The organism is Helicobacter bilis, assembly GCF_900198365.1.
Lineage (GTDB): Bacteria > Campylobacterota > Campylobacteria > Campylobacterales > Helicobacteraceae > Helicobacter_A > Helicobacter_A bilis_B.
Genome location: NZ_FZMS01000073.1, coordinates 1 through 22111, shown reverse-complemented (window position 1 = coordinate 22111; position 22111 = coordinate 1). Strand labels below are relative to the sequence as shown.

At 36.1% G+C, this 22111-nt stretch carries 19 protein-coding genes and 2 tRNA genes; 12 read left to right on the top strand and 9 right to left on the bottom strand.

The genetic code is table 11. The features are described from left to right. From C6H08_RS12070 to C6H08_RS09205, 10 genes are all read left to right on the top strand, one after another. Nucleotides 1-196: hypothetical protein (locus C6H08_RS12070; protein WP_233708553.1), on the top strand; the 196-nt coding region annotated here is incomplete at its 5' end. Then, nucleotides 138-2285, top strand: coding sequence for an ATP-dependent helicase (locus C6H08_RS09245; protein WP_034580519.1), 2148 nt, complete (start codon nt 138-140; stop codon nt 2283-2285). The genes C6H08_RS12070 and C6H08_RS09245, both read left to right, overlap by 59 nt. A gap of 330 nt (nt 2286-2615) precedes the next feature. Beyond that, nucleotides 2616-3041, top strand: coding sequence for a F0F1 ATP synthase subunit B family protein (locus C6H08_RS09240; protein WP_034562951.1), 426 nt, complete (start codon nt 2616-2618; stop codon nt 3039-3041). A 24-nt stretch (nt 3042-3065) separates the two neighbouring features. Next, complete coding sequence (locus tag C6H08_RS09235; RefSeq protein WP_034562953.1) at nt 3066-3599, top strand: F0F1 ATP synthase subunit B family protein; 534 nt, start codon at nt 3066-3068, stop codon at nt 3597-3599. Further along, the gene (locus C6H08_RS09230; protein ID WP_034562955.1) at nt 3600-4139 is read left to right on the top strand and encodes a F0F1 ATP synthase subunit delta; all 540 of its coding nucleotides are present in this window, start codon (nt 3600-3602) and stop codon (nt 4137-4139) included. 13 nt (nt 4140-4152) lie between these two features. Then, nucleotides 4153-5670 carry a F0F1 ATP synthase subunit alpha gene (gene atpA / locus C6H08_RS09225; RefSeq protein ID WP_034562958.1) on the top strand — a complete coding sequence of 506 codons (1518 nt, stop codon included), beginning with the start codon at nt 4153-4155 and terminating at the stop codon, nt 5668-5670. Between the two features lie 12 nt (nt 5671-5682). Continuing rightward, nucleotides 5683-6588, top strand: coding sequence for an ATP synthase F1 subunit gamma (gene atpG, locus C6H08_RS09220; protein ID WP_034562960.1), 906 nt, complete (start codon nt 5683-5685; stop codon nt 6586-6588). A 22-nt stretch (nt 6589-6610) separates the two neighbouring features. Next, the gene (gene atpD, locus C6H08_RS09215; protein WP_034580521.1) at nt 6611-8020 is read left to right on the top strand and encodes a F0F1 ATP synthase subunit beta; all 1410 of its coding nucleotides are present in this window, start codon (nt 6611-6613) and stop codon (nt 8018-8020) included. A gap of 13 nt (nt 8021-8033) precedes the next feature. After that, nucleotides 8034-8408 (top strand): ATP synthase F1 subunit epsilon, encoded by a 375-nt coding sequence (gene atpC / locus C6H08_RS09210; RefSeq protein ID WP_004086510.1) that lies wholly within the window; start codon nt 8034-8036, stop codon nt 8406-8408. 291 nt (nt 8409-8699) lie between these two features. Continuing rightward, nucleotides 8700-10799, top strand: a complete 2100-nt coding sequence (locus C6H08_RS09205; protein WP_233708552.1) for an LTA synthase family protein — start codon at nt 8700-8702, stop codon at nt 10797-10799. 396 nt (nt 10800-11195) lie between these two features. Here the strand turns inward: C6H08_RS09205 and C6H08_RS09200 are convergent, their stop codons facing one another. The 9 genes from C6H08_RS09200 to C6H08_RS09165 all read right to left on the bottom strand — a co-directional run bounded on the left by C6H08_RS09200 (nt 11196) and on the right by C6H08_RS09165 (nt 21169). Continuing rightward, nucleotides 11196-11513: a hypothetical protein gene (locus C6H08_RS09200; RefSeq protein ID WP_034580847.1), complete on the bottom strand. Its 318-nt coding sequence runs from the start codon at nt 11511-11513 to the stop codon at nt 11196-11198. 300 nt (nt 11514-11813) lie between these two features. Then, a complete protein-coding gene (locus C6H08_RS09195) occupies nt 11814-12377 on the bottom strand; it encodes a hypothetical protein (RefSeq protein WP_034564983.1) in 564 nt (187 codons plus the stop codon). Between the two features lie 270 nt (nt 12378-12647). Further along, the gene (locus C6H08_RS12465) at nt 12648-14741 is read right to left on the bottom strand and encodes a methyl-accepting chemotaxis protein (RefSeq protein ID WP_034580522.1); all 2094 of its coding nucleotides are present in this window, start codon (nt 14739-14741) and stop codon (nt 12648-12650) included. 292 nt (nt 14742-15033) lie between these two features. Further along, nucleotides 15034-17112: a methyl-accepting chemotaxis protein gene (locus C6H08_RS09185; protein ID WP_104686177.1), complete on the bottom strand. Its 2079-nt coding sequence runs from the start codon at nt 17110-17112 to the stop codon at nt 15034-15036. 222 nt (nt 17113-17334) lie between these two features. After that, on the bottom strand, nt 17335-18288 hold the full coding sequence (locus C6H08_RS09180) for a radical SAM/SPASM domain-containing protein (protein ID WP_411698105.1): 954 nt from the start codon (nt 18286-18288) through the stop codon (nt 17335-17337). Continuing rightward, on the bottom strand, nt 18245-18370 hold the full coding sequence (locus tag C6H08_RS12365) for a hypothetical protein (RefSeq protein ID WP_267892898.1): 126 nt from the start codon (nt 18368-18370) through the stop codon (nt 18245-18247). The genes C6H08_RS09180 and C6H08_RS12365 overlap by 44 nt, the downstream gene beginning before the upstream one ends. Continuing rightward, entirely contained in the window at nt 18367-19110 is a 744-nt protein-coding gene (locus C6H08_RS09175) for a glycosyltransferase family 2 protein (protein ID WP_034563158.1), read from the bottom strand. Before C6H08_RS09175 ends, C6H08_RS12365 begins: the two co-directional genes overlap by 4 nt. After that, nucleotides 19107-20747: a protein kinase family protein gene (locus tag C6H08_RS09170; RefSeq protein WP_199773201.1), complete on the bottom strand. Its 1641-nt coding sequence runs from the start codon at nt 20745-20747 to the stop codon at nt 19107-19109. Before C6H08_RS09170 ends, C6H08_RS09175 begins: the two co-directional genes overlap by 4 nt. 11 nt (nt 20748-20758) lie before the next feature. After that, the gene (locus C6H08_RS09165) at nt 20759-21169 is read right to left on the bottom strand and encodes an HAD family hydrolase (RefSeq protein ID WP_034579235.1); all 411 of its coding nucleotides are present in this window, start codon (nt 21167-21169) and stop codon (nt 20759-20761) included. 249 nt (nt 21170-21418) lie between these two features. Here C6H08_RS09165 and C6H08_RS09160 point away from each other — a divergent pair. Further along, nucleotides 21419-21509, top strand: a tRNA-Ser gene (locus C6H08_RS09160). Between the two features lie 188 nt (nt 21510-21697). Beyond that, nucleotides 21698-21774, top strand: a tRNA-Pro gene (locus C6H08_RS09155). Nucleotides 21775-22111 lie beyond the last annotated feature (337 nt).

Sequence of the window (22111 nt, the reverse complement as noted above, 5' to 3'; positions counted from 1 at the left end):
TATAGGTGATAGTAACAACATGCTTTTACACAAACAAAAAGTAATACAGCAGAACAATATCCCTAACACTTATAATATAGTCTATAATTACATTCAGAATCATGCAAACACAAATCAAATAAAAATAAGGAATAATTATGGATATTTTAGAATCACTCAATGCCGCACAGAAAGAAGCCGCCATCCATGTAGATAATGCCTTGCTTATCCTTGCTGGGGCTGGAAGCGGCAAAACTAAAACGCTAACAACAAGACTTGTCTATCTCTTAAGTATAGGTATCCCCGCACAAAACACATTAACATTAACATTCACAAATAAAGCCGCAAGAGAAATGCGAGAGAGAGCATTAAAGCTTATAGAATCAATGAATATGCCCATGATAAATACCCCCTTGCTTTGCACCTTTCATAAATTTGGATTGCTTTTTTTACAACGCTACATTCATCTACTTTCGCGTAATTCCTTGTTTAATGTCATAGATGAAGATGATAAGCGAAAGATAATACGAAATATAAAGAAAAATAGTAAAAATATCGCAAAGGAATTAACCCCCGCAACACTTTCAAGTGCTATATCTGATTATAAAAATAACGCCATACTGCCAGATATCGCAAAGCAAAGTCCAAGCATGATAGACACACAGATTGCAATGATCTATCAAAAATATGAGGACTATCTTTACGCAAATAACCTTGTAGATTTTGATGACTTATTACTATTACCTTATAGAATCTTATATGAAAATGAAACACTGCGCACACAAATAAGCAATAAATATCAATACATCATGGTAGATGAATACCAAGATACAAATAACCTGCAAGCAAGTCTATTAAAACTTCTATGTGCCACACACGAGAATCTTTGCGTAGTAGGCGATGATGATCAAAGCATTTATAGTTGGCGTGGTGCAAATATCGAAAATATCCTAGACTTTGATACCCAATTTGAAAATACAAAGATAGTAAAGCTAGAGCAAAACTATCGCAGCACAGAAGAGATTCTGATAATCGCAAATAACCTTATATCACACAACACAACACGATATGATAAGATTCTAAAAGCAACAAGGCATAATGGCAAAAAAGTCCAATATATAAAAAGCCATGATGACAAAGCCGAGATGAAACAGATTATAGAATCTATACAGACACTCATAGCACAAGGCGAGAGCTATAATGACATTGCGATATTATTCCGCTTAAACGCACTTGCAAGAAATGTAGAAGAATGCTTTAATCGCGCTAAGATTCCATTCAAAATGGTAGGCGTTATACGATTTTATGATAGACAAGAGATTAAAGATGTCCTTGCTTATTTGCGTTTAGCCCTAAACCTTGATGATAACTTTTCACTTGAGCGAATTATCAATCAACCAAAGCGAAGTATCGGCGAAAAGACATTTGAAAATATAATAGCCGCAAGCATGCAATACACAAGCATATATGCCGCATGGAAACAAGGCGGATTATCTTCACTTAAATGCCATGCAAAGCTAAGCGAGTTTTTTACATTAATAGAATCTTTAAGAGAATGTTTGCAGCTTAATCCAAGCGAAATACCCACTTTTTTTAAAACAAAAATAAAACTCTATGCAGATGATATACCAACAAAAGATTCTGAAAGCAATGAAGATCGCAGGAAAAATATGGACGAGTTATTTGCGACTTTGCTAGATTTTATAGAATGTGAGAGGGGCGGGGATTACTCTAGTAATGAAGAGATAATACAAACATTTCTCAATGATATAGCGCTAAGTTCTAGTAGCGATATGGAAGATTCTCACAATGTGCTTTGCATGAGTGTGCATAATAGTAAGGGATTAGAGTTTAAGCATGTATTTGTTATTGGTATGGAGCAAGGCTTATTTCCATTAATGAATTTTTATGAAATAAGTATAGATTCTGTTGATAAAAACACACAGAATCTTAATGAAGAGCGAAGACTTGCCTATGTAGCCTTTACTCGCGCAAAAGATACGCTTAAACTAAGCTATGCAAAAGAGAGAATGCATCATGGCAGATATAGAGAGTTTGAGCCATCACAATTTTTAGTAGAATCTGGTGTGGTATCAAAACAAAATGCAAGATTAAATAATAATGAAGCAGATGAAGAAAGTGATACATGCGTAGCGGGACTAAAACGCGGCGATTGTGTTCAGCATAAAATATTTGGATTTGGTAGGATAGAATCTGTAAGGGAGCTAGGCGACAACTCAACTGCGATGGTAAATTTTGGTGGCACAAAGAGAAATATCCTTATATCTTTTCTCACAAAGGCATAAAGCATGTTTGTTTGAAACGATTGAGCGATTGCTAGTAATTTGGAGCCTAGATTTCAGTAATTATATAATGCTAGGCATACAAGCATAGCTTATACATGCGATTCCAGATTCCATAAGATATTATTCGCACTTCTTTACGGATTCCATATAAGTATAAATTTTGTTTATTTTATACCCTAAACTTACAATTTTTTGCAATTTTATTTTCAAAATTATGCGTTTTTTAAGCTTTTAGTATTGTAACTTAGCTAGAAATTTGCTACAATAGCGACTTAGTTTTTTAAAATATAATCGCAAAGTTGCCAAGCAAACAAGTAAAAAGGGAAAAATATGGAAATTATGCCAAATCCACAGGTCATGCTTGTCGTGTTTATAGTGTTTATGGTTACAATGTTTATGCTCAATAAGTTTGTATTCCAGCCACTTTTTGCCTATATGGACCAAAGAGAACAGAAAGTTACAAGTGATTTAGAGCTTGTAACGCGTGAAGATAATGAACTTCAACGCATAGAAAGCGAGATTCATGAGATTTTATCTCATGCGAAGACACAGGCTTTTACAGCTAAGGAAGAGCAAGTTGAAGAGGCGAAAAAGAGTGCAGGTGCAAAAATAGAGCGTATGCAAAATGAAAACCGAGAGAAAATGGATGCTTTCATGGCAAAATTGCAGGAAAGCAGGGATTCTATGAAAAATGAATTGCGTGCAAATATAGGCGATATAGAATCTTTACTTGCTGCAAAGATTAAACATATTTAAAGTTAGTGATATAAAGGGATAATTATGCGATACATATATTATATGGCTTTCATGTGCTTTGTGCTATGTAGCATATCCTATGCAAGTGGCGAAGCCCATGTGATGGATATTTCAAAAACTGACATTATAGAAAGATTGGTAAACTTTGTTATTTTTGTGGCGTTAATGTGGTATTTACTCGCAGATAGGCTTAAGTCCATGTTGCAAGAACGCACAAAAGGCATTGCAAATAAGCTTTCACAAACACAAGAAAAAGTAAATGAGATAAGGGCAAAGAAAGAAAAAGCACAACAGCGATTGAAAGAAGCAAAAGAGCAAGCGGCAGAAATAATTGCTACTGCCAAAAAAGAAGCAAATGCGTCTGTGTTGCGTATTGAAGAGAAAACAAAAGAACAAATTGCAAATCTATTAAAAGCAAATGAAGAAGCAATGGAATTTCAAGAAAAGATGCTACAAAAGCAGCTTGTTGCAGAGATCTTACAGGAAGCATTTGTAAGCCAAGCCTTAAAACTTGAATCCAAAGATTATGTTGGAATCCTAGAAAAGAAGGTGGTGTAAATGCAAGAACATGTTATAGCAAAAAAATACGCCAAAGCATTAGCTAGTGTTTGCAATGCCGAAAATATTACGCAGGTGTATAGCATATATGCAGAAATAAATAAAATGTTTGCTGTAAGTAAGTTTAGAGATATTGTCATGTCGCCCATTATTGACAACACGAGTAAGCTTGCATTTCTAAAATCTCTTGTTGATATTACAGCGAACCCTTATGCTGAAAAGCTTTTAACTATCCTTGTTAAAAATGATAGAATCTATTTATTACCCTGTGTAGCACTTGAGCTTAAAAAGATTATTAATAGTCGCCTTAATGTTTATCAAGCCACACTTTATGTGAAACAAGAATTAAGTCAAGATTCTCTGCTCAACATTCAGGATAAGCTTGGTAGGAAGCTAGGAACAACGCTAAAAGTTACGCAAAGCATTGATCCTACTCTAGATGGCATTAAGCTTGAGGTTACGGAGTTGGGCATTGAAGTTGCGTTCTTAAAACATAAATTCACACAAGAATTACAAGACTTTATTTTAAAAGCAATCTAATAGAAGGAGACACATGGTTACCGCAAAATTAAAACCCGAAGAAATAAGCTCTATTATCCGCGAAAAGATTGAGCAGTTTGACCTGCAGGTTGATATTAGTCAAGTTGGCAAGGTTACGAGTTACGCTGATGGTGTTGCTAAGGTGTATGGCTTAAACGATGTTATGTCGTATGAAATGGTTGAGTTTGACACAGGTGAAAAGGGACTAGCACTTAACCTTGAAGAAGGCAGTGTTGGTGTTGTTGTGCTTGGTAATGGAAAAGGTATTAAAGAAGGCACAACTGTTAAGCGACTAAATCGACTTATGAAGATTCCAGTTGGAGAAAGTGTAATAGGTCGCGTTGTAAATACCGTTGGTGATCCACTTGATGGCAAAGGTGCGATAGAGTCAAACGAATATCGTTTTATCGAGCAAAAAGCTCCCGGCATTATGCAACGAAAAAGTGTGCATGAGCCATTGCAAACAGGTATTAAAGCCATTGATGCACTTGTGCCTATCGGTAGGGGACAAAGAGAGCTTATCATTGGTGATAGACAAACTGGGAAAACAACCGTTGCTATCGATGCGATTATCAATCAAAAAGGGCAGGGTGTTTATTGTATCTATGTTGCCATAGGACAAAAGGAATCTACGGTGGCACAAGTTGTGCGTAAGCTTGAAGAACATGGTGCTATGGAATACACGGTTGTAGTGAATGCTTCTGCGAGTTCAAGTGCAGCTATGCAATATCTTGCACCTTACTCTGGTGTTACAATTGGGGAGTATTTTAGAGATAATGGCAAACATGCACTTATTATCTATGATGATCTTACAAAACATGCTGTTGCTTATCGTGAAATGAGCCTTATTCTAAGAAGACCTCCCGGAAGAGAAGCTTTTCCGGGTGATGTTTTCTATATCCACTCTCGTTTGCTTGAGCGTGCGGCTAAATTGAGTGATGAGCTTGGTGCTGGATCTTTGACTGCATTACCTATCATTGAAACACAAGCAGGCGATGTTTCAGCCTACATTCCTACAAATGTTATTTCAATTACAGATGGACAGATATTCCTTGAGACAGATTTGTTTAACTCGGGTATTCGCCCTGCAATCAATGTTGGTTTATCGGTATCTCGCGTTGGTGGAGCTGCACAGATTAAGGCAACAAAACAAGTTGCCGGGACATTACGACTTGACCTTGCACAATTTAGGGAGCTACAAGCATTCGCACAATTTGCTTCCGACCTTGATGAGTCAAGCAGAAGACAGCTTGAGAGGGGGCAAAAAATGGTGGAAGTCTTAAAGCAGGGACCATATAGCCCACTGCCAATTGAGCGACAAGTAACTATCATTTATGCCGGTGCGAAAGGATTCTTAGATGATATTCCTGCAAATAAGGTTGTTGAGTTTGAAAAACAGCTTTATCCATTTATTGAGGCAAAATATCCAAGCATTTTTGAAGATATAAGCTCTAAAAAAGTGTTAGATAAAGAGGTAGAATCTTTGCTTAACAAGGCATTAAGTGAGTTTAGAACAAGTTTTGCGATTTAATAAGGCATACTTATGGCAAATGGACTAAAAGAAATTAGGAAAAAAATATCAAGCGTAAATAACACTAAGAAAACTACGCGTGCTATGAAGCTAGTCTCGACCTCAAAGCTTAAAAAAGCCGAAGAAATGGCAAGACGGGCTAGGGCATTTGCGGATAAGTTAAATGAAGTTTTTTACGATATGATGTTGCGTATTAAGCGAAGTGGTTTAACAAATATTGATAGCAAGTTCTTCAACAATACAGAATCTCATGATGTAAAAATTGTAGACATTGTATTTGTAACTGCGGATAAAGGCTTGTGTGGTGGCTTTAATAGTATCACCATGAAAGAAGTTTTACGCTTAAGAGATGAGTATGAAAAGAAAAAGATACGAGTAAGATTTCGCTGTGTTGGCAAAAAGGGTAATGCGTTTTTTGCATTCAACAACATTCCTTTAGAAGCTAGTGTAGCGGATTTGAGTGCTTCACCGGATTATGAAAAATCAAGTAGCTTTATTGGTGCAGTTGTCGATGATTTCCTAGCAGGTAAAACAGACGAAGTTATTATTGTGCATAATGGATTTAAGAATCTTATCTCACAAGAATTGAAAAGTGTGAAGATTCTGCCACTTGTGCCAGATAAAGACGCCTTGCAACAAGATAGCGAGATGTCTAGCGTTTTAAACATTTCGCCCGAAGATGAAGAGAATATGATTCTAGATGAGTTAGCAAAAAAGTATGTAGAATATAATATGTATTATGCACTTGTAGATTCTCTAGCAGCAGAGCATAGTGCAAGAATGCAAGCAATGGATGCGGCGACAAATAATGCTGCTGAGTTAGTAAAAACGCTGACTATTTCTTACAATAAAGCGAGACAAGAAGCGATTACAACAGAATTAGTTGAGATTAATGCTGGCGTAGAAGCCATGAAGTAAATATGTGAAAGGAGCTTGAAATATGAATAAAATAGGTAAAATCACACAAGTCATGGGACCTGTTGTTGATGTTGAGTTTGAAAATTATTTGCCAGAAATTAACGAGGCGCTTGATGTAAATTACAAGTTTGATTCTGAAGAAAAGCAGCTTGTATTAGAAGTAGCGGCACACTTGGGCGATAATGTCGTAAGAACAATCGCTATGGATATGACAGAAGGGCTTACAAGAGGACAAGAAGTTAAAGCGCGTGGTGCGATGATTGAAGTCCCAGTTGGTGAGGAAGTATTGGGTAGAATCTTTAATGTTATTGGCGAAGTTGTTGATGATGGTGAGCCGGTTAAGGCAGCGGTAAAATGGCCTATCCACAGAGAATCTCCAAGCTTTGATAATCAAAGCACAAAAACAGAAATGTTTGAAACAGGTATTAAAGTTGTTGATTTGCTTGCTCCATACTCAAAAGGTGGTAAAGTTGGGCTATTTGGTGGTGCTGGTGTTGGTAAAACCGTTGTTATTATGGAGCTTATACATAATGTTGCGTATAAGCATAGTGGTTACTCTGTATTTGCAGGTGTTGGCGAAAGAACAAGGGAAGGAAACGACCTTTACCATGAAATGAAAGAAAGTGGTGTTTTAGACAAAGTTGCCCTTTGTTATGGACAGATGAATGAACCACCGGGCGCAAGAAATAGAATCGCCTTCACAGGTTTAACAATGGCGGAATACTTTAGAGATGAAAAAGGGCTTGATGTGTTGATGTTTATCGACAATATCTTCCGCTACGCACAATCTGGTGCGGAAATGTCAGCTCTTTTAGGCAGGATTCCATCTGCGGTTGGTTATCAACCTACACTTGCAAGTGAAATGGGTAAATTACAAGAGCGTATCACTTCAACAAAGAATGGCTCTATTACTTCAGTGCAGGCTGTTTATGTCCCAGCAGATGACCTTACTGACCCAGCACCTGCGTCTGTTTTCTCTCACCTTGATGCTAAAACCGTTCTTAATAGAAAGATCGCTGAAAAGGGTATTTATCCAGCTGTGGATCCACTTGATTCTAGCTCTAGAATCCTTGATCCACAAGTTGTTGGCGAAGAGCATTATAAGATTGCGACAGGTATTCAGCAAGTATTGCAAAAGTATAAAGATTTGCAAGATATTATCGCATTGCTTGGTATGGATGAGCTATCAGAAGAAGATAAACGAACTGTGGAGAGAGCAAGAAAAATTGAGAAATTCCTATCTCAACCATTCTTTGTTGCTGAAGTATTTACGGGCAGTCCGGGCAAATATGTAAGCTTACAAGAAACGCTTGAAGGCTTTAAAGGCATTTTAGAGGGCAAATACGATCATATACCAGAAAATGCGTTTTACATGGTTGGCAATATCCAAGAAGTGCTTCAAAAAGCAGAGGATATGAAACAAGCAAAATAATAAGGGGCGCTTAATGCAAGATTTTCAACTCGATATTGTTACTCCTTATGGTGAGATTTTTAATGGCAAGGTAAATTCTGTCTATTTACCGGGTAAAGAGGGTGAGTTTGGCGTTCTGCCCGGACATTGCGATATGTTAGCGCTTTTACAAACAGGCGTGATTGACATTCGTTCAGAATCAAGTCATGATCTTGTAGCAATAAACTGGGGGCATGTTTCCATTAGTAATAATAAAGTAAGCGTATTAGCCGATGGTGCAGTGTGCGTTCGTGGTGGTGATAGTAAGCTATCAAAGGCACTAGAACAAGCTAAAAAACTGCTTGAAGACGCTTCAAGTGATACTTCTATGATTGCTGGGGCATTGCGTAAGCTTGAAGAGACAAAGTAAGGTAATAGTGATTATGCTTTTGGCTAACCACTCTAGCCATACATTTGTGTAATCAAAAGATTATGTCTCTTATCTTTCTCTATAAATTTCTCTTAGTCTAGAGTCTTTTAGATTTTAATAAATGTTATATTGAGTGCAACATGGATTCTATTAGAGAGATTCTACCTAACATCTCTCATAATCTACAAAGATTTTGCAGGGTTAAATTTAGTGCTTTCCGCTAAATGCCTATATCTGCAAACAATAAAAAACCTTGCAAGTCTCACGCATATTTAATTTATAAGGATTTTCATGACAAACACAACTACAAAAACACTAAGCTACGCTACACTTTTTCAAACATTATTATTTATTGCAATCTTGCTTATAATCTGTTCTTCTGCTAGGGCTATTATGGTAACACATTTTATCCCCAAAGAACTCTTTACGCATAAAGATTTTTATGCAATGTGGATTATGGGCTTTAAGCTTGATATGCGTAGCATTGGCATTGCGATGCTTGTTTTTGTTGGACTAAAACTTATTGCTTTTATTATAGAATCTATCCTTAAAATATCTGTGAAATTAAGCGGGGGGGGGGGGGTAACCTCTAGAGTCTTTGCAACTTTAAACTCTTTTTTCTCTTCTTTTAGTCGCTTTTTCTTTTCATTTTACGCATTTTTACTTGGCTTTATTTTTATGGTGGCAGCCTTTGTAAATTTCTATTACTTCCAAACCTATGGCAATAAGATTGATATTTTCATTTTTGGATTAAAAGATGATGATACTTTAGCCATTCTCTCTATTATGTGGCACGACTATCCGCTTGTGTGGGGGATCTTAATGTCTTTGCTTTGTGGGATAATCACCCTTTTTGCTTATAAGATTCCATTAAGATACAATGCAATAAAAGAGAAATTAAACACCGCATTTAATGCTATGAGACTTTTTATTTATGGGACTATTCATTTTTGCTTAATTATTCTACTTATCATTGCAGCGCGTGGGACTTTAGGAACTTTTCCTATAAAAGCAGATAATTTTCATATTTCTACATTACCTATTTTTAATCATATCGCTACAAATCCACTTATGGCATTTGAATGGGCGCTAAAAGATTATAGAAACAATGCGACTTTTGGAGAGCCAAATATCGAAAGAGGCAAGGAATTGCAAGAGAAACTTTTCCCACTTTTTCATACCACAGCAGATTCTGCCTTTTTAAAAGAAAATCCCCCACATGTTGTCTTAAATGTTATGGAGAGTTTTGGTATAAATGCGTTGGTGCATGATAGAAAGGATACAAATGATTTGCTTGGGAGTTTAAGAAAGCATTTTGAGAGTGATTTTGTATTTTATCGCTTTTTGAGTGCTGCGGATGGCACAGCCCCATCATTTGTAGCCCTTTTCTTTGAGAGTCCAAATGAGCAAATCACGCTTGGTTCATATAAGAATATAAAGCTTCCCTACAATCCATTCTCAATATATGCAGATTCTGGATACGAAGTCTTTTATATCACTTCGGGCTATGGGCAGTGGCAAGGATTAGAAGATTATACAAAGATACAAGGGGCACATAAAGTCTATGATGCCCTTACACTCATGGAGAAGTATCCAGAAAGCAAGCAAGATTCTAACTCATGGGGTGTGCCTGATGAGTATGTATATAGACTTGCGTTTGAGATTCTAAGTAGTGCCAAAAAGCCAACTTTTATTGCTATCCTTACTACAAGCAATCATCCGCCACATCTCTTACCGCACACTTTTTCGCCTATGCCACTTTCATTTCCTAGCGAACTAGCAGACAAACTAACACAAAAACAGCAAGAAAATCTCATATTGCCGATAAAACTATATCAATATGCTAATAATGCCTTTGGGGATTTTATGGATAGAATCAAACAATCAAATCTCGCAAAAAATACAATTATAAGTGCAACAGGCGATCATCGCTTAAGAAATCTTGGACCAAATCCAGGCACCGATAAAGCCCTAAACTTCAGTGTGCCTTTTTATATCTATATCCCACAAGCCTATCAAATAAACCTGCATTATAATCCATCTCGTGTGGGTTCGCACAAAGACATACTGCCTACGCTCTATGCTTTGAGCCTATCAAATGCGACATATATGAGTGTGGGCGGTCGCAATATGCTAGGCAAGGTGGATAAGAAGCAATATGAGTTTGGATTCAATAGATCAGTATGGATTGATAATAATGGGATTTATCCCACACAAGCAGGGGTTGGGTATCTATGGAAAGATAAAGAGATAAACACGGATTCTAAAAAAGCCTTTGGCTTACATGCATTAGATGAAAGCTTTTTGCTACAAGATAATAAAGACTTTGAGAATCTTTATAGAGAACTCTTTAATTACTCCATATCATGGAGAATATATAATGCTAAATAATTAGATCTTTCTTCTAAGATTCTATAAAAGCAAAAAGCTGTGTCTGTGTTATAGAAGCCCTAATTCATGAGTTAATCTATATGATAATTTGTTAGAACCCCACAAGACTAAATCACACTAACACAGCTATTAATCGTTATGCTTCCAATTTTTAGTTATACAACTCGACTTCTTGTTGCATTTGAGATGGCTGCAAAGGAAATGGAAATTTAGCCTTATCGAATCCAATCTTTTTAAACGATTGGATTTCAAGCATCGTTTTTAATTGATACTAAATTTTATAATCTACTTGATAAGAAGCAGGGGGATACAAAAATTCTGACTGCATTGCACCATGAAAAAGGTAATGCAGCCAGAAAGCCAACCGGCTTGTGAGAGAACTTAAAGAAAATATGTTTATTTTGCTTTGAAAGTAGCTGCTCTTCCTGTAACCCTTATGACATTTTTACCAAAAGTTTTTGATATAACTTCATAGCGAGGTAAAAGTATCGTATCGCATTTGTTATCGACAATCGCTTTATTAAGCACCATAGCAGCTATATTTGGATTTTTAGCATCATAGGGCATTTCCGCACTTACAACATCGCCAACATTAAAATCACCACCATTAAACTGCACTAAATAGCCTACACTAGAATCCATCTTTGTAGCAACAAGCGATGAACAACCGCTAAGTAAAATAAGAGATAGCGCACCACTAGCAACAAGTAACACTTTTTCATGTTTTTCCTTTTTGTATAGATATATTGCATAAAAACGAAGTTGCGATTATACAAAAAAACAAAAAGTCAAGGGTTTTGGTCTATTGAGTCAATATGCTTAAAATTAGAGATGATTAGAATCTAAAGGCATAATTTAACATGAAAATTTAGTCATAAGAAAGAAAAATTGTAGAGAAAAGATCCTAAAATCATTCTTGATTGTAGAATGCTTTAGAATCTAATGTGCAACAAAACACACAATGTCATAGCTGAATAACATTGTGTGCGAAAATATTCTACATGCTATATAGCACTAGAATAGGAATTTAATACCAGCTTGCACTGTAAGCGGTGAATTTAGTTTTGGGAGTATGCCAGCGATATCAGAACCATCCATACCCCATGCGATAATTGGCAACTTAGCTGTTAAATCAAGTCGCAAACCATCTGTGATACCAAATGTAAGACCTACTCTACCAAATAATGGAATGCTATTTTTGTCAAATGTGCTTGCAATTGGGTGATGTTGCCAACCGGCACCAACACCAGCAAATACGCCAAAGCCACCAACAAGATTCGCTATTAAGTCAATGTTGCCATCAACACCAAAGAATTGCTTTGTTACTGCACTATCAAATACGCTGCCATAACCTGCACTAACAAACGCTCTCGCACCAAAATGGCTACTAAAGAAAGTTTCATAACCAAAGTTTGCACTTACATTCCATGCGTCTTGGTAGTGTCCATCATATACGCCAGAATTAACCTTGCCAGATGTCGCACTACCTGCCATAACATAACCACCATCAACACCTACAAATATTTTTGCTTGTGCCAATGAAAGACTCAAAAGTCCTAAAGCTAACATCTTTTTCATGCGTTGCTCCTTACTATAAAATCAACATGGCAATATATGGCTAGAAACTAGCTTCCAACCTGCCATAAAAACGATTTAAGCAAATAGCATACCCTTTTATGTCCTTTAAGAAGAATTATTCTTGCAGTGAAGATTTTTATTGCATGTTTAATCTCTTTTAACATAAAAACAAACATGCAGTAATTGAGATGATATGGGGGGGGGCAGTGAAAGATTCTATGGTTTTACAAAAAATAAAACCATAGTCTAAGAAAATACCGATAAGCTACCTTAAAACTTCTTTTTATTTACATCTTCTAGAATCTGCATTGCAACAGAATCTACTGCATAACCTATCTCTCGTGAATGTGTTGCAATTGATACATTCTGTTGCGTAATACTTTCTAGCTGTGCTACGGTCTCATTAATTTGACTAATGCCTTGGGCTTGTTCTTTAATAGATTCTGCCATATCATTAATGCTTTGGACTAAAAGATTCGTATTCGCCTCGATTTCACCCAAAGACTTTTGAGTTCTCTCTGCCAATTTTCTTACTTCATCAGCTACGACTGCAAAGCCTCTGCCATGCTCTCCTGCCCTTGCTGCTTCTATGGCTGCATTAAGTGCAAGTAAGTTTGTTTGATCTGCAATATCTCTAATCAGCTCAATAACACTTTTAATATCCTCTGATTGCATGGTGAGTTCATTTGTTTTACCACTTACATTTTGCATAGCACCAGTAATCTCTTCTATCGCAGTTGCACTTTTTTGCAGAGAATATGCCTGTGAATTGCTTGATGTAATAAGTGAATCCATAGAAGACTTAAGCTCGCCGCTTTGTTGTGCAAGCGTATCGGCAAACCTAGATGAAGTTTGAAGCATAAGCTTAATTTCATTCCCCAAATTATTTGTCATTGTTTCAACATCACCGCGGGCATCACGCACAGACGAAGTAAAATCAAGGTTTTTATAGCTATCAAATACCCTGCTAATGTCGTTCATGTTTGACCCAACTTTTAATCGCAACACCTCTAGCATTTCGTTGAGTGCGGAGGCGAGTTTCACAAGCTCTGGGTTGTTTGGCATACACTCAATATTAACAGCGAAATTACCTTTTTCAATTTCTTTTACAGCCCCTATGGTTTCCTCGACAACCGCCCTGTCTTGTCTAACCCCTTGTTGTATTGCCGACACATTGTCTTTTATGGCTTTTGCCATTTCACCTAACTCATCGTGTGCAACTATTTTATAATCCTTAACATCGGTTTTTTCATGTCTTAGGAAAGCAAAAAAGTCAAATAAATACGCTTGTATCCCACTGATACGATCACCAATCTTCACTTTAACATAAAACGAAATAAGCACGACAGAAACAATCAGGACAATTAAACATACAAATGTAACATACTGGATAATTTCATAGGCTGGACCCTCGATTGATTTAACTGGGACAAGCGTTAAAATCGCCCAATGCCTATCTACGCTTGGTATGTCAAAGTTATGTAACGCAGCAAGTGATATGGCTTTATTTGTGAGTGAGTAATATTCAAACACACCATCTTGCTGCCTTAGAAGAGCCTCTTTTACCTTGAAAGTTTGTGGGGATGAATTATACTCTGTTAGGACCTTATTAACAGCGTTTGGATTTGTATGCGAAACAATCATTTCTCTATCGGAGAGAAGCATGCGTATTTCACCATCAAACACTCTATCTCTTTCCACCAACTCGCTTCTTAATGCTGATAAATCTATGGCTACACCAATAATCCCTATTCTTCTTTTCTCTGCATTGTAAATTGGGGCAACAATATTAACAGCAAACACTTCTTTTCCACCCACAGTCATCTGCTTTGCATTTCCAAAGGCAATTTTATTCGTACTCATTGCTTCTTCAAAAGCCTGTGTTTTTAAGATATTAGGATCGGGGGGAATGTGTCTTGTGCCACCCGGAGAGTGTATATTTGCATCATCAATTATAACTAAAATCTCACCATTGTTTGTAAGCGATTTACTACCTTCTCTTAGCCTTACATTTGAAGCATCTTTAATATAGATATATCCAAAAGTAATGTGTGGATTGGAATCTACCATATTATCAACGACATTTAATAGCTGTGTTTCCTTTGGAGTTATGGCATTTTCAAAAATAGTATTTGTTACACCTTGTATGGTATTTACCGATATAAATCCATCGGAAATAATCGATGAGATAAAGTTAGCATAACGAGCAGATGCTGTTTGTAAAAGCTTTTTGGCTTCATTATTTAGCACCCTTTTGCTTTGAAAGGCTATGATGCTTGCAAGCCCAATCACTGCAACAATCATAACTGACACTACAATAAGAGAAATTTTTGTCCCCAGTCGGAGGCGAGAAATAAAATTCATATTTTACCAACCTATTTAGTTAAATTCGGTGCAATTTAAAAATATTAAGAAACTAGATTATAACAGCAAAAAAGTTAAAATACAACTAAATTTTATAACCGGGAATATTACAAGTGTTTTTTTTTTTTTGTAGGGTGGAAATGTTACAAATAGTAACATTTTAAAGCGTGTGAAAATGTGCAAATCGGATTCGTGATATAATTACATGTGGCGAAAGACACTCATTAACCAAGTTAAATGTATGCCTATGTTTTATGACAGAATATTTTATGAGATTCTATTCTCAAAGCTATCAAAATCTTTTTTTATTCGCATCTTCTAGAATCTTTGCTGCGACTAGGTCTAGGGCGTTGCTTATCTCTTGTGATTTATGTGCTATGCCTACATTTTGCTGTGTGATTGTCTCTAATTGTGAAATAGATTCATTGATTTGACTAATGCCTTGAGCTTGTTCTTTTATAGATTCTGCCATATCATTTATGCTTTGGACTAGTATATTTGTATTTGCTTCTATTTCACCTAAGCTTTTTTGCGTTCTCTCTGCTAGTTTTCTTACTTCATCTGCTACGACTGCAAAGCCTCTGCCATGCTCCCCTGCCCTTGCTGCCTCAATTGCTGCATTAAGTGCAAGTAAGTTTGTCTGGTCTGCTATATCTCTAATAATGCCTATTACATTTTTAATGTCTTCGCTTTGAGCGATAACTTCACTTGTTCTGCCACTTACATTCTGCATTGATGAAGTAATCTCTTCAACTGAAGCGGCAGTTTGCTGCAAAGAGCTTGCTTGTGTATTTGAGCTTTGTGTAAGAGTAGTTACTGCTTCTTCTAAATCTTTTGATTTAGATTCTAACTCTTTTGCATATTGGGCTGATACTTGAAGCATTGTAGCAATAGAATCTCCAAGCTTATTTACACTTTGTTCTAGCCCTTGAGGATCTTGGATTCTTGGAGTAAAGTCGTTGTTGTCAAACGAGTCAAATACTCTCTTAGCTTCGGCTAGGTTATCTCCAACCAAAAGATATAATGTGTGCGACATTTCATTTAAAGAATCTTTTAGTTTATTAATCTGTGGGTTAGGGCTTGTTTGTGTGATATGTTTGCCAAATCGCCCTGCTTTTGCCTCATCTACAATCTCCATAACTTCATTTACAAGCATAGAATCTTGCTGCAATGACTTTTGCGTTTTTTCAATGTTGTCATTAATGGCGTGAGCCATGTACCCTATCTCATCATTAGCACGCGGTTTCACAAGATCTGGTGCTTTATTCGTTTCATGATTTAAATACTGAAAGAAAGATGTAAGCAGCTGTTCTAGCCCGTGTATTCTTGTCGTAACTTCTACCTTTACTACCCACCATATAGCAAACACCACAACAAGCATAAAAACAATCGCTCCAATAATCATGTTATTACGCAAATCACGCAGTGGTGCATAAATAGACCCCTCCGGCGCAGTAACAGCAATCCCCCAATACACGCCCAAATCTTTCCAAATGTCAAATACGGCAATTCCAGTATAACTTAAATCACCACGCAAGTTATAATATTCCACCACACCTTCTTGTTTGTTTTTAATGGCATTTGTAACATTGAGTGCGGTAGGCGAACTATTCACTTCTGTGAGAATCTTGCCCTCAAAGTTTTTATCAGGGTGCATAATCACCATGCCATCTTGATTAAACAATACCCTATAATCCCTAGCAAAAACAGATAGTCTATCGCTACGAAAATCCGCTGATAGCTCATCAATACCAACAAGCATGCCAATCACACCGATAACTTTTCCTTGCTTATTGTGTAAAGGGACATTGAGAGAAAGGATATATAACTCTTTGTTATTAAAGTTAAATTTACGCGGTGTTCCAACGCTTGGTTTGCCACTTGCAAGTGCGGTTTGCACACCCTTTAGTGTTAAAATTGTAGAATCTGAAGGAAGCATATTTACACCACCTTCATTTCTTGGGTTACTATCTAGTGCAAGCATGATATAGTCATTGCCAACTTTAAATTTTGATTGCATATCCACATCTTTTAAGATAATATAGCCATAGGTGCCAAAGTCATTTTGATCAAGCATATTCATAAGATTGTGTTTTAATTCTTGCTCTAGTGTCTGTGTGCCGCTGTTTAATATATCTTGCACATTTGCATGTGTTGATAGCAACATGCTATAAGTTTCGTTAATGTAGCCTTGCATAAGATTTGCTGAACGCTTTGCGACATTGCTTAAAAGCTTGTGGGACTCATTGAAAAGTATCTTTTCGGCATGATTGCTTACAACATAAACTAGCCCCAACATACATATGAAAATTGCAACCAAAATGGATAAAATTATCTTTGTTCCAATTTTAAGATTTGACCACACCGACATTGTAGCTCCTAATGGCAATATAAAGAATGTCTAAAAAATAATAATGAAAAATCTATGAAAATAGGCAATAATATATCAAAAAACACAATTAATATATAAAAATATAAATTTAGCGTATCAAAACGCTACATATTTGATACTCTCTTATTAAGATGAATATCAAAATGCAGTAAATTTTGTGTTGTTTATTGCTATGTATAAATGACAATAAACTTACATACATTAATATTGAGAATCTTCCACGCATTTTTTACAAGTTGCATGACTTTTATATGCACCTTGCTTATGCAATATGCGTAGTTTTTGAATGTCTTTGTGATTCCAAAAAGATTCCAAAGAAAAGTTTGAATCTTTTTCAAGTTCTTTAAAGAGATTCCCTAAAGGCATAGTGTCTGCATGGAAAGTGCAACATGGCAGGACATTGCCTTCAGCCGTGATTACAAGCAATTGATTGGGATAGGCACAATGAAATGTTTTCATTTTGGTTGTAGTGTGGCTTTTAAGGTCTCGTGCGGTTTTTATCTTTATCATCTCCTGTGCGCCAATCATATCGACTTTATCACGCCAAAAGGCTATAAAATCATCTAATTCATGTTCGTTAATTTCCGTCCTTACGAAATTTACACGGATAAGTGGTGTTATGCTTTGCATTTGCTTTTTTAGCTCAATGAGTTGTAATACATGCTCTTTTACTTTTGCATAATTGCTGCCCGGTCGCATTTCTTTATAAATAGATTCTGAAAAAGCATCGAGTGAAATTTGGATTCTATCTAGTCCAGATTCTATAAGTGATTTTGCTCTTTGCTGTGTAAGAAGTAAGCCGTTTGTGGAAAGATAAATATCTAAAATTCCTTTGCGTTTCGCATATACAATAAATTCTTCTAAATCATTGCGTAATAATGGCTCATTGACATGATTTAGCCGTATTGCTTTTAAACCTTTACTTACGCCTTCATCAATGACTTTTTTATAAATCTCAAATGGAAAAACAAATTGCTTTTTATCGCTATTAGATTCTAGCGATATGGGACACATGGGGCATTTTAAGTTACAAGTTGCATTTAACTCAAAATTTATTTGCAATGGAAATGTAGGCTCTATCGCAAAGCGTGCAGATTTACTCCACGCTTCTCTATACTCGTGCCAAGGGGTTACCCCCCCCCCCCATATTAGCAAATTTTAATTCACCAAGCTTATCAAAACTTTCACCACCCAAAACACCTGTAAAAGATGTCATGTCGCGTTTAATTTCTGTCATACAATATCCTTTTTGTTAAGTTGTTTCAATCTCTCATAGTCCCGTGGTGTTCCGCAAAACACTACTTCGCTAAGATTGATTGTGAAAAATCGTATATCCATACCCCATTCTATCAATATATTATAGAGTGGGGCAATGTAGTATTCATTTTTTGTTGTTATGTTGTTTTGCATGGAAAACTTCAAGGCTTCTTTAAAGTCTCTCGTGCGTTTAAAATAGTATAAACCACTACTACATAATGATGAGATTCTATCTTTTTCGCTTGTTTTTAGCACCCTATTGCTATTTTTATCAGGTAAAACAAAACTCCATTCATTCCCCTCAGCGTGAAAGACTTCTAAATAGCCATCAATCTCGCTAAAATCAGTTGTTATGGGTAGAGAAAAGTTTGGCCTAAAGGTATCTATGTTAAAAATGAGTAAAGATTCTGTGTCTTTAGTCTCACTTTTTTCTAAACCTAGCAGTGTAGTATGGGCTTGTCCCATCGTTTCTTTTTCGAGTGTTATTGTTTCATAAAATTGCAATCCTAACTTCTTGCATTCACCATCGATAAATGCCTTTGTGTTGCAAATATCACGACATACAAATAGAATCTTTTCCTTGTTAAAATATGCTTTAAAGCTATGTATCGCATGATAAAACACGCTTTTATCCAATAAGGAAAGCATGTATTTTGGCTCATTGTAGCCACTTTGTTTGAATCTGGAGCTAAGTCCTGCCATTGGGATAACAATTATCATATCTTGCCTTTTTTGTTTGTATTGAGTGAATTGGGATAGAGTGTTTTAAACTGCTTGTAAAGGCGAAAAGCATTTGCAAATAAAGCGTCTTGTCTTTTTGGATTATCAGCATGCAGTGGAAGTGCGGATAAAAAGAGATGGATTGTAATCGCATAGATTTCTGCGGCATTTTGCGGACAAAACAACTCAATGAAATATTGTTGCAAACTTGAGACTATTGAAGGTTCTTGTATATCAAAGTAAATGTGAGACTTGCTGATTTCACATTTATAAAAACCAGCAATGATAAAATCATATAGTCCAACAAGCGAATGAAATATCTTTGCATAATCGTATCGCTTATCACCATAAGGGGTTATCGTATCGCTAAAATCAATACCTCGTGGATCATAGGTTTTAATGCGATTTGAGCGGAAGTCAAACATAATATTGCTAAAACAAAAGTCACCATGTATAAAACACGCATGAGAAGATGGGGTAATATATGTGTCAATATCTGCAAGCATGTCTTGCAAAGTAACGCTAAATGCGGCAGTGCTAAATAGAGGCATATCGCCCCCCCCCCCCATAGTTGTCGATAGGGTTGTTGTAGTATTGCTATCAACAAAACAAAAAGGCTGTGTGAATGAAAAATTGCGTTCTTTGCAAAAATCTTTTAATCTTTCAAATGTTTTTTGCGTATAGTTAAAGTTTGTTTGATTGGGAGAAGTTTTTGCATGGAGTTTAGAGAGAAAAGAATGCAGGCAATTAAGGATATTTTTCCATACAATTATACTTAATCGCCCAAATACAAAAAGCTCTGCCAAAGTATTTAAATACAAATACTCAACCTTATAGCTATTTTTATCTAACTGCATAAATAGTGGGATATGCAAGGATAAGTCTTTTGGAAACTCTAAAAACCAGTTAATCTCGCCTTGTAGCTTCTTATGCAATGATGATGTTTTGAGATAAAAGCCATCTTGAAAGACTAATTGATTAAACGCTCTTTGTGTGGTAATAATCTGTTTAGCATGCAAATAACTTGAAAGCAATCCAAAGTCCTGCCAACCATTTTGCTCCACAACATGAAATGGATATAATTGTGAATATAGCTTTAAACCGCTAATATAGTCATACTTGCTACATACTATTGATTGTATCAGTGTGTAGGGATTTTGTATATGAAAATAACCACTTAGAGCAAGCTGATCGCCACTTGATTGCTTAGAATCACAGGCAATACGATAATCACTACTTAAATATTCCCACTCATAATTATTATCCACACGCATAACGCCGATGGCATTTTCTATGCTATCGATCTTTTCTAAGTAAATATCGCCATGCAAAATATGTAAAGACTGACTGAGGGGCAATTTCATATTCAACGCATAGACAATAGATTCACCCAAGCCTAAATTATCAGGGACAAACAGAATCTCTATATTATATTTTGCTAGATTCGCAATATCAAAGCTATGGAGTGTAAAACTTTCAGGTAATGTTAAAACAATAGGTTCATTATAGGCATGAAAAAGCCGTGCGTAATACTCATAGAATCTTTTTTGCCCAAGCGGTAGAAATGCAGGTGGCAGTTTTCCAAACTCAATTTGAAATTCTGCAACCAAATATTGTGCTGATGTAATAAGTATCACTGCTTATCCCTTTAGCTATTTTTACTTTTATCGCATATTACTTGTTTATAAGCTACTTCTTGTGATAGCATATCTTGTATTTCTGTATAACTCTTTTGCACAAATTCAGATGGGCGAATTGCCTTATCATCAATGTAGAATCCATCAAAGCCACACCAAGCCTTACCTACCATAATAGAATCATAGGGGATATTATGCTTATTTAACCATGCTACAATATCTGGCAACACCTTAGCGTTAATCTTTCCTATATCGCCATTATAAGTTCTCATGCCTCTACTTGTTGAAATGATAATATTAAAGCCCATTGCCTTATATTCTTTTAGTTTTTTCACAACCTCAACTCGCACAGGCTTATCACTATATTCTACATCTATATCTTCTGTAAGTGTTCCATCAAGGTCAATAACGATATTTTTCATTTATTCTTATCTTTATGTGTTATTTAGGGTAGAGATTATAACAAAATAATTGCAAACTATAAATTCTTTATGTAAATAGAACAAAATAAATAATCCTGCAAACTAAACTTTGACAAGGTTTATATCTTTACACAAGACAGAAGCTAGATTTTTAAGTAAAAATTAAGCTTTTATTAGATAAAATCCTGCTTCTATTTCTGCTTGAAAATTGTTTTTTGGCAGACTTGTTTTTATAGGAATCTACAACAAGGACAGGTGGGTGAGTTGGCTGAAACCACATCCCTGCTAAGGATGCGTAGTCGCAAGATTACCGAGGGTTCGAATCCCTCCCTGTCCGCCACTCTATGAATAAAATTTTGTTATGTTGATTATTTGTTTGTATAAGGCACTCGTTCATAGACTTTATTGAATCTAAGATCTCGTTAATGTGTTGCAATTCAAGAATAAAGTTTGCTTAGTTGCTTTAGTCATTCACTTAATATATGGAATTGATACTGACTTAGAATCTAGCTCAATTAGATTTTTTAGCGGAGTATAGCGCAGCCTGATAGCGCGCACCCTTGGGGTGGGTGAGGTCGTGGGTTTGAATCCCGCTACTCCGACCATTACTTTTTATCTATTTTATCTACTTAATTTTTGATATATTTTTATTTATGCTTTATAGAATATTGTAGGGCTTTATAAAGATCTATAATTTTTAGAATCTCGACCAAATTTATGTTGGTGTAGGATTAGGGCATAAATACTTAGAGCTGTTTCTATGTAGTGTCGTATCGAGCCTTTGAAAAAGGCAAAATATCTTTAATATTCTAAGTTGTTAGGTATTTTACTGTACTTAACACGACAAGTTGTTTTAGTGTTTAGATTTGTGCTTTTTGTGCCACAAGCCATGCACTTCCGCCCATCCACCCATAAAGGCAGGGAATCTTAACTTCTAAAACA

What these genes read in the sequence shown, in the direction of transcription:
- C6H08_RS09245 (WP_034580519.1), top strand. Translation starts at nt 138, where the DNA reads ATGGATATTTTAGAATCACTCAATGCCGCACAGAAAGAAGCCGCCATC.
- C6H08_RS09240 (WP_034562951.1), top strand. Translation starts at nt 2,616, where the DNA reads ATGGAAATTATGCCAAATCCACAGGTCATGCTTGTCGTGTTTATAGTG.
- C6H08_RS09235 (WP_034562953.1), top strand. Translation starts at nt 3,066, where the DNA reads ATGCGATACATATATTATATGGCTTTCATGTGCTTTGTGCTATGTAGC.
- C6H08_RS09230 (WP_034562955.1), top strand. Translation starts at nt 3,600, where the DNA reads ATGCAAGAACATGTTATAGCAAAAAAATACGCCAAAGCATTAGCTAGT.
- atpA (WP_034562958.1), top strand. Translation starts at nt 4,153, where the DNA reads ATGGTTACCGCAAAATTAAAACCCGAAGAAATAAGCTCTATTATCCGC.
- atpG (WP_034562960.1), top strand. Translation starts at nt 5,683, where the DNA reads ATGGCAAATGGACTAAAAGAAATTAGGAAAAAAATATCAAGCGTAAAT.
- atpD (WP_034580521.1), top strand. Translation starts at nt 6,611, where the DNA reads ATGAATAAAATAGGTAAAATCACACAAGTCATGGGACCTGTTGTTGAT.
- atpC (WP_004086510.1), top strand. Translation starts at nt 8,034, where the DNA reads ATGCAAGATTTTCAACTCGATATTGTTACTCCTTATGGTGAGATTTTT.
- C6H08_RS09205 (WP_233708552.1), top strand. Translation starts at nt 8,700, where the DNA reads ATGACAAACACAACTACAAAAACACTAAGCTACGCTACACTTTTTCAA.
- C6H08_RS09195 (WP_034564983.1), bottom strand. Translation starts at nt 12,377, where the DNA reads ATGAAAAAGATGTTAGCTTTAGGACTTTTGAGTCTTTCATTGGCACAA.
- C6H08_RS12465 (WP_034580522.1), bottom strand. Translation starts at nt 14,741, where the DNA reads ATGAATTTTATTTCTCGCCTCCGACTGGGGACAAAAATTTCTCTTATT.
- C6H08_RS09185 (WP_104686177.1), bottom strand. Translation starts at nt 17,112, where the DNA reads ATGTCGGTGTGGTCAAATCTTAAAATTGGAACAAAGATAATTTTATCC.
- C6H08_RS12365 (WP_267892898.1), bottom strand. Translation starts at nt 18,370, where the DNA reads ATGACAGAAATTAAACGCGACATGACATCTTTTACAGGTGTTTTGGGT.
- C6H08_RS09175 (WP_034563158.1), bottom strand. Translation starts at nt 19,110, where the DNA reads ATGATAATTGTTATCCCAATGGCAGGACTTAGCTCCAGATTCAAACAA.
- C6H08_RS09165 (WP_034579235.1), bottom strand. Translation starts at nt 21,169, where the DNA reads ATGAAAAATATCGTTATTGACCTTGATGGAACACTTACAGAAGATATA.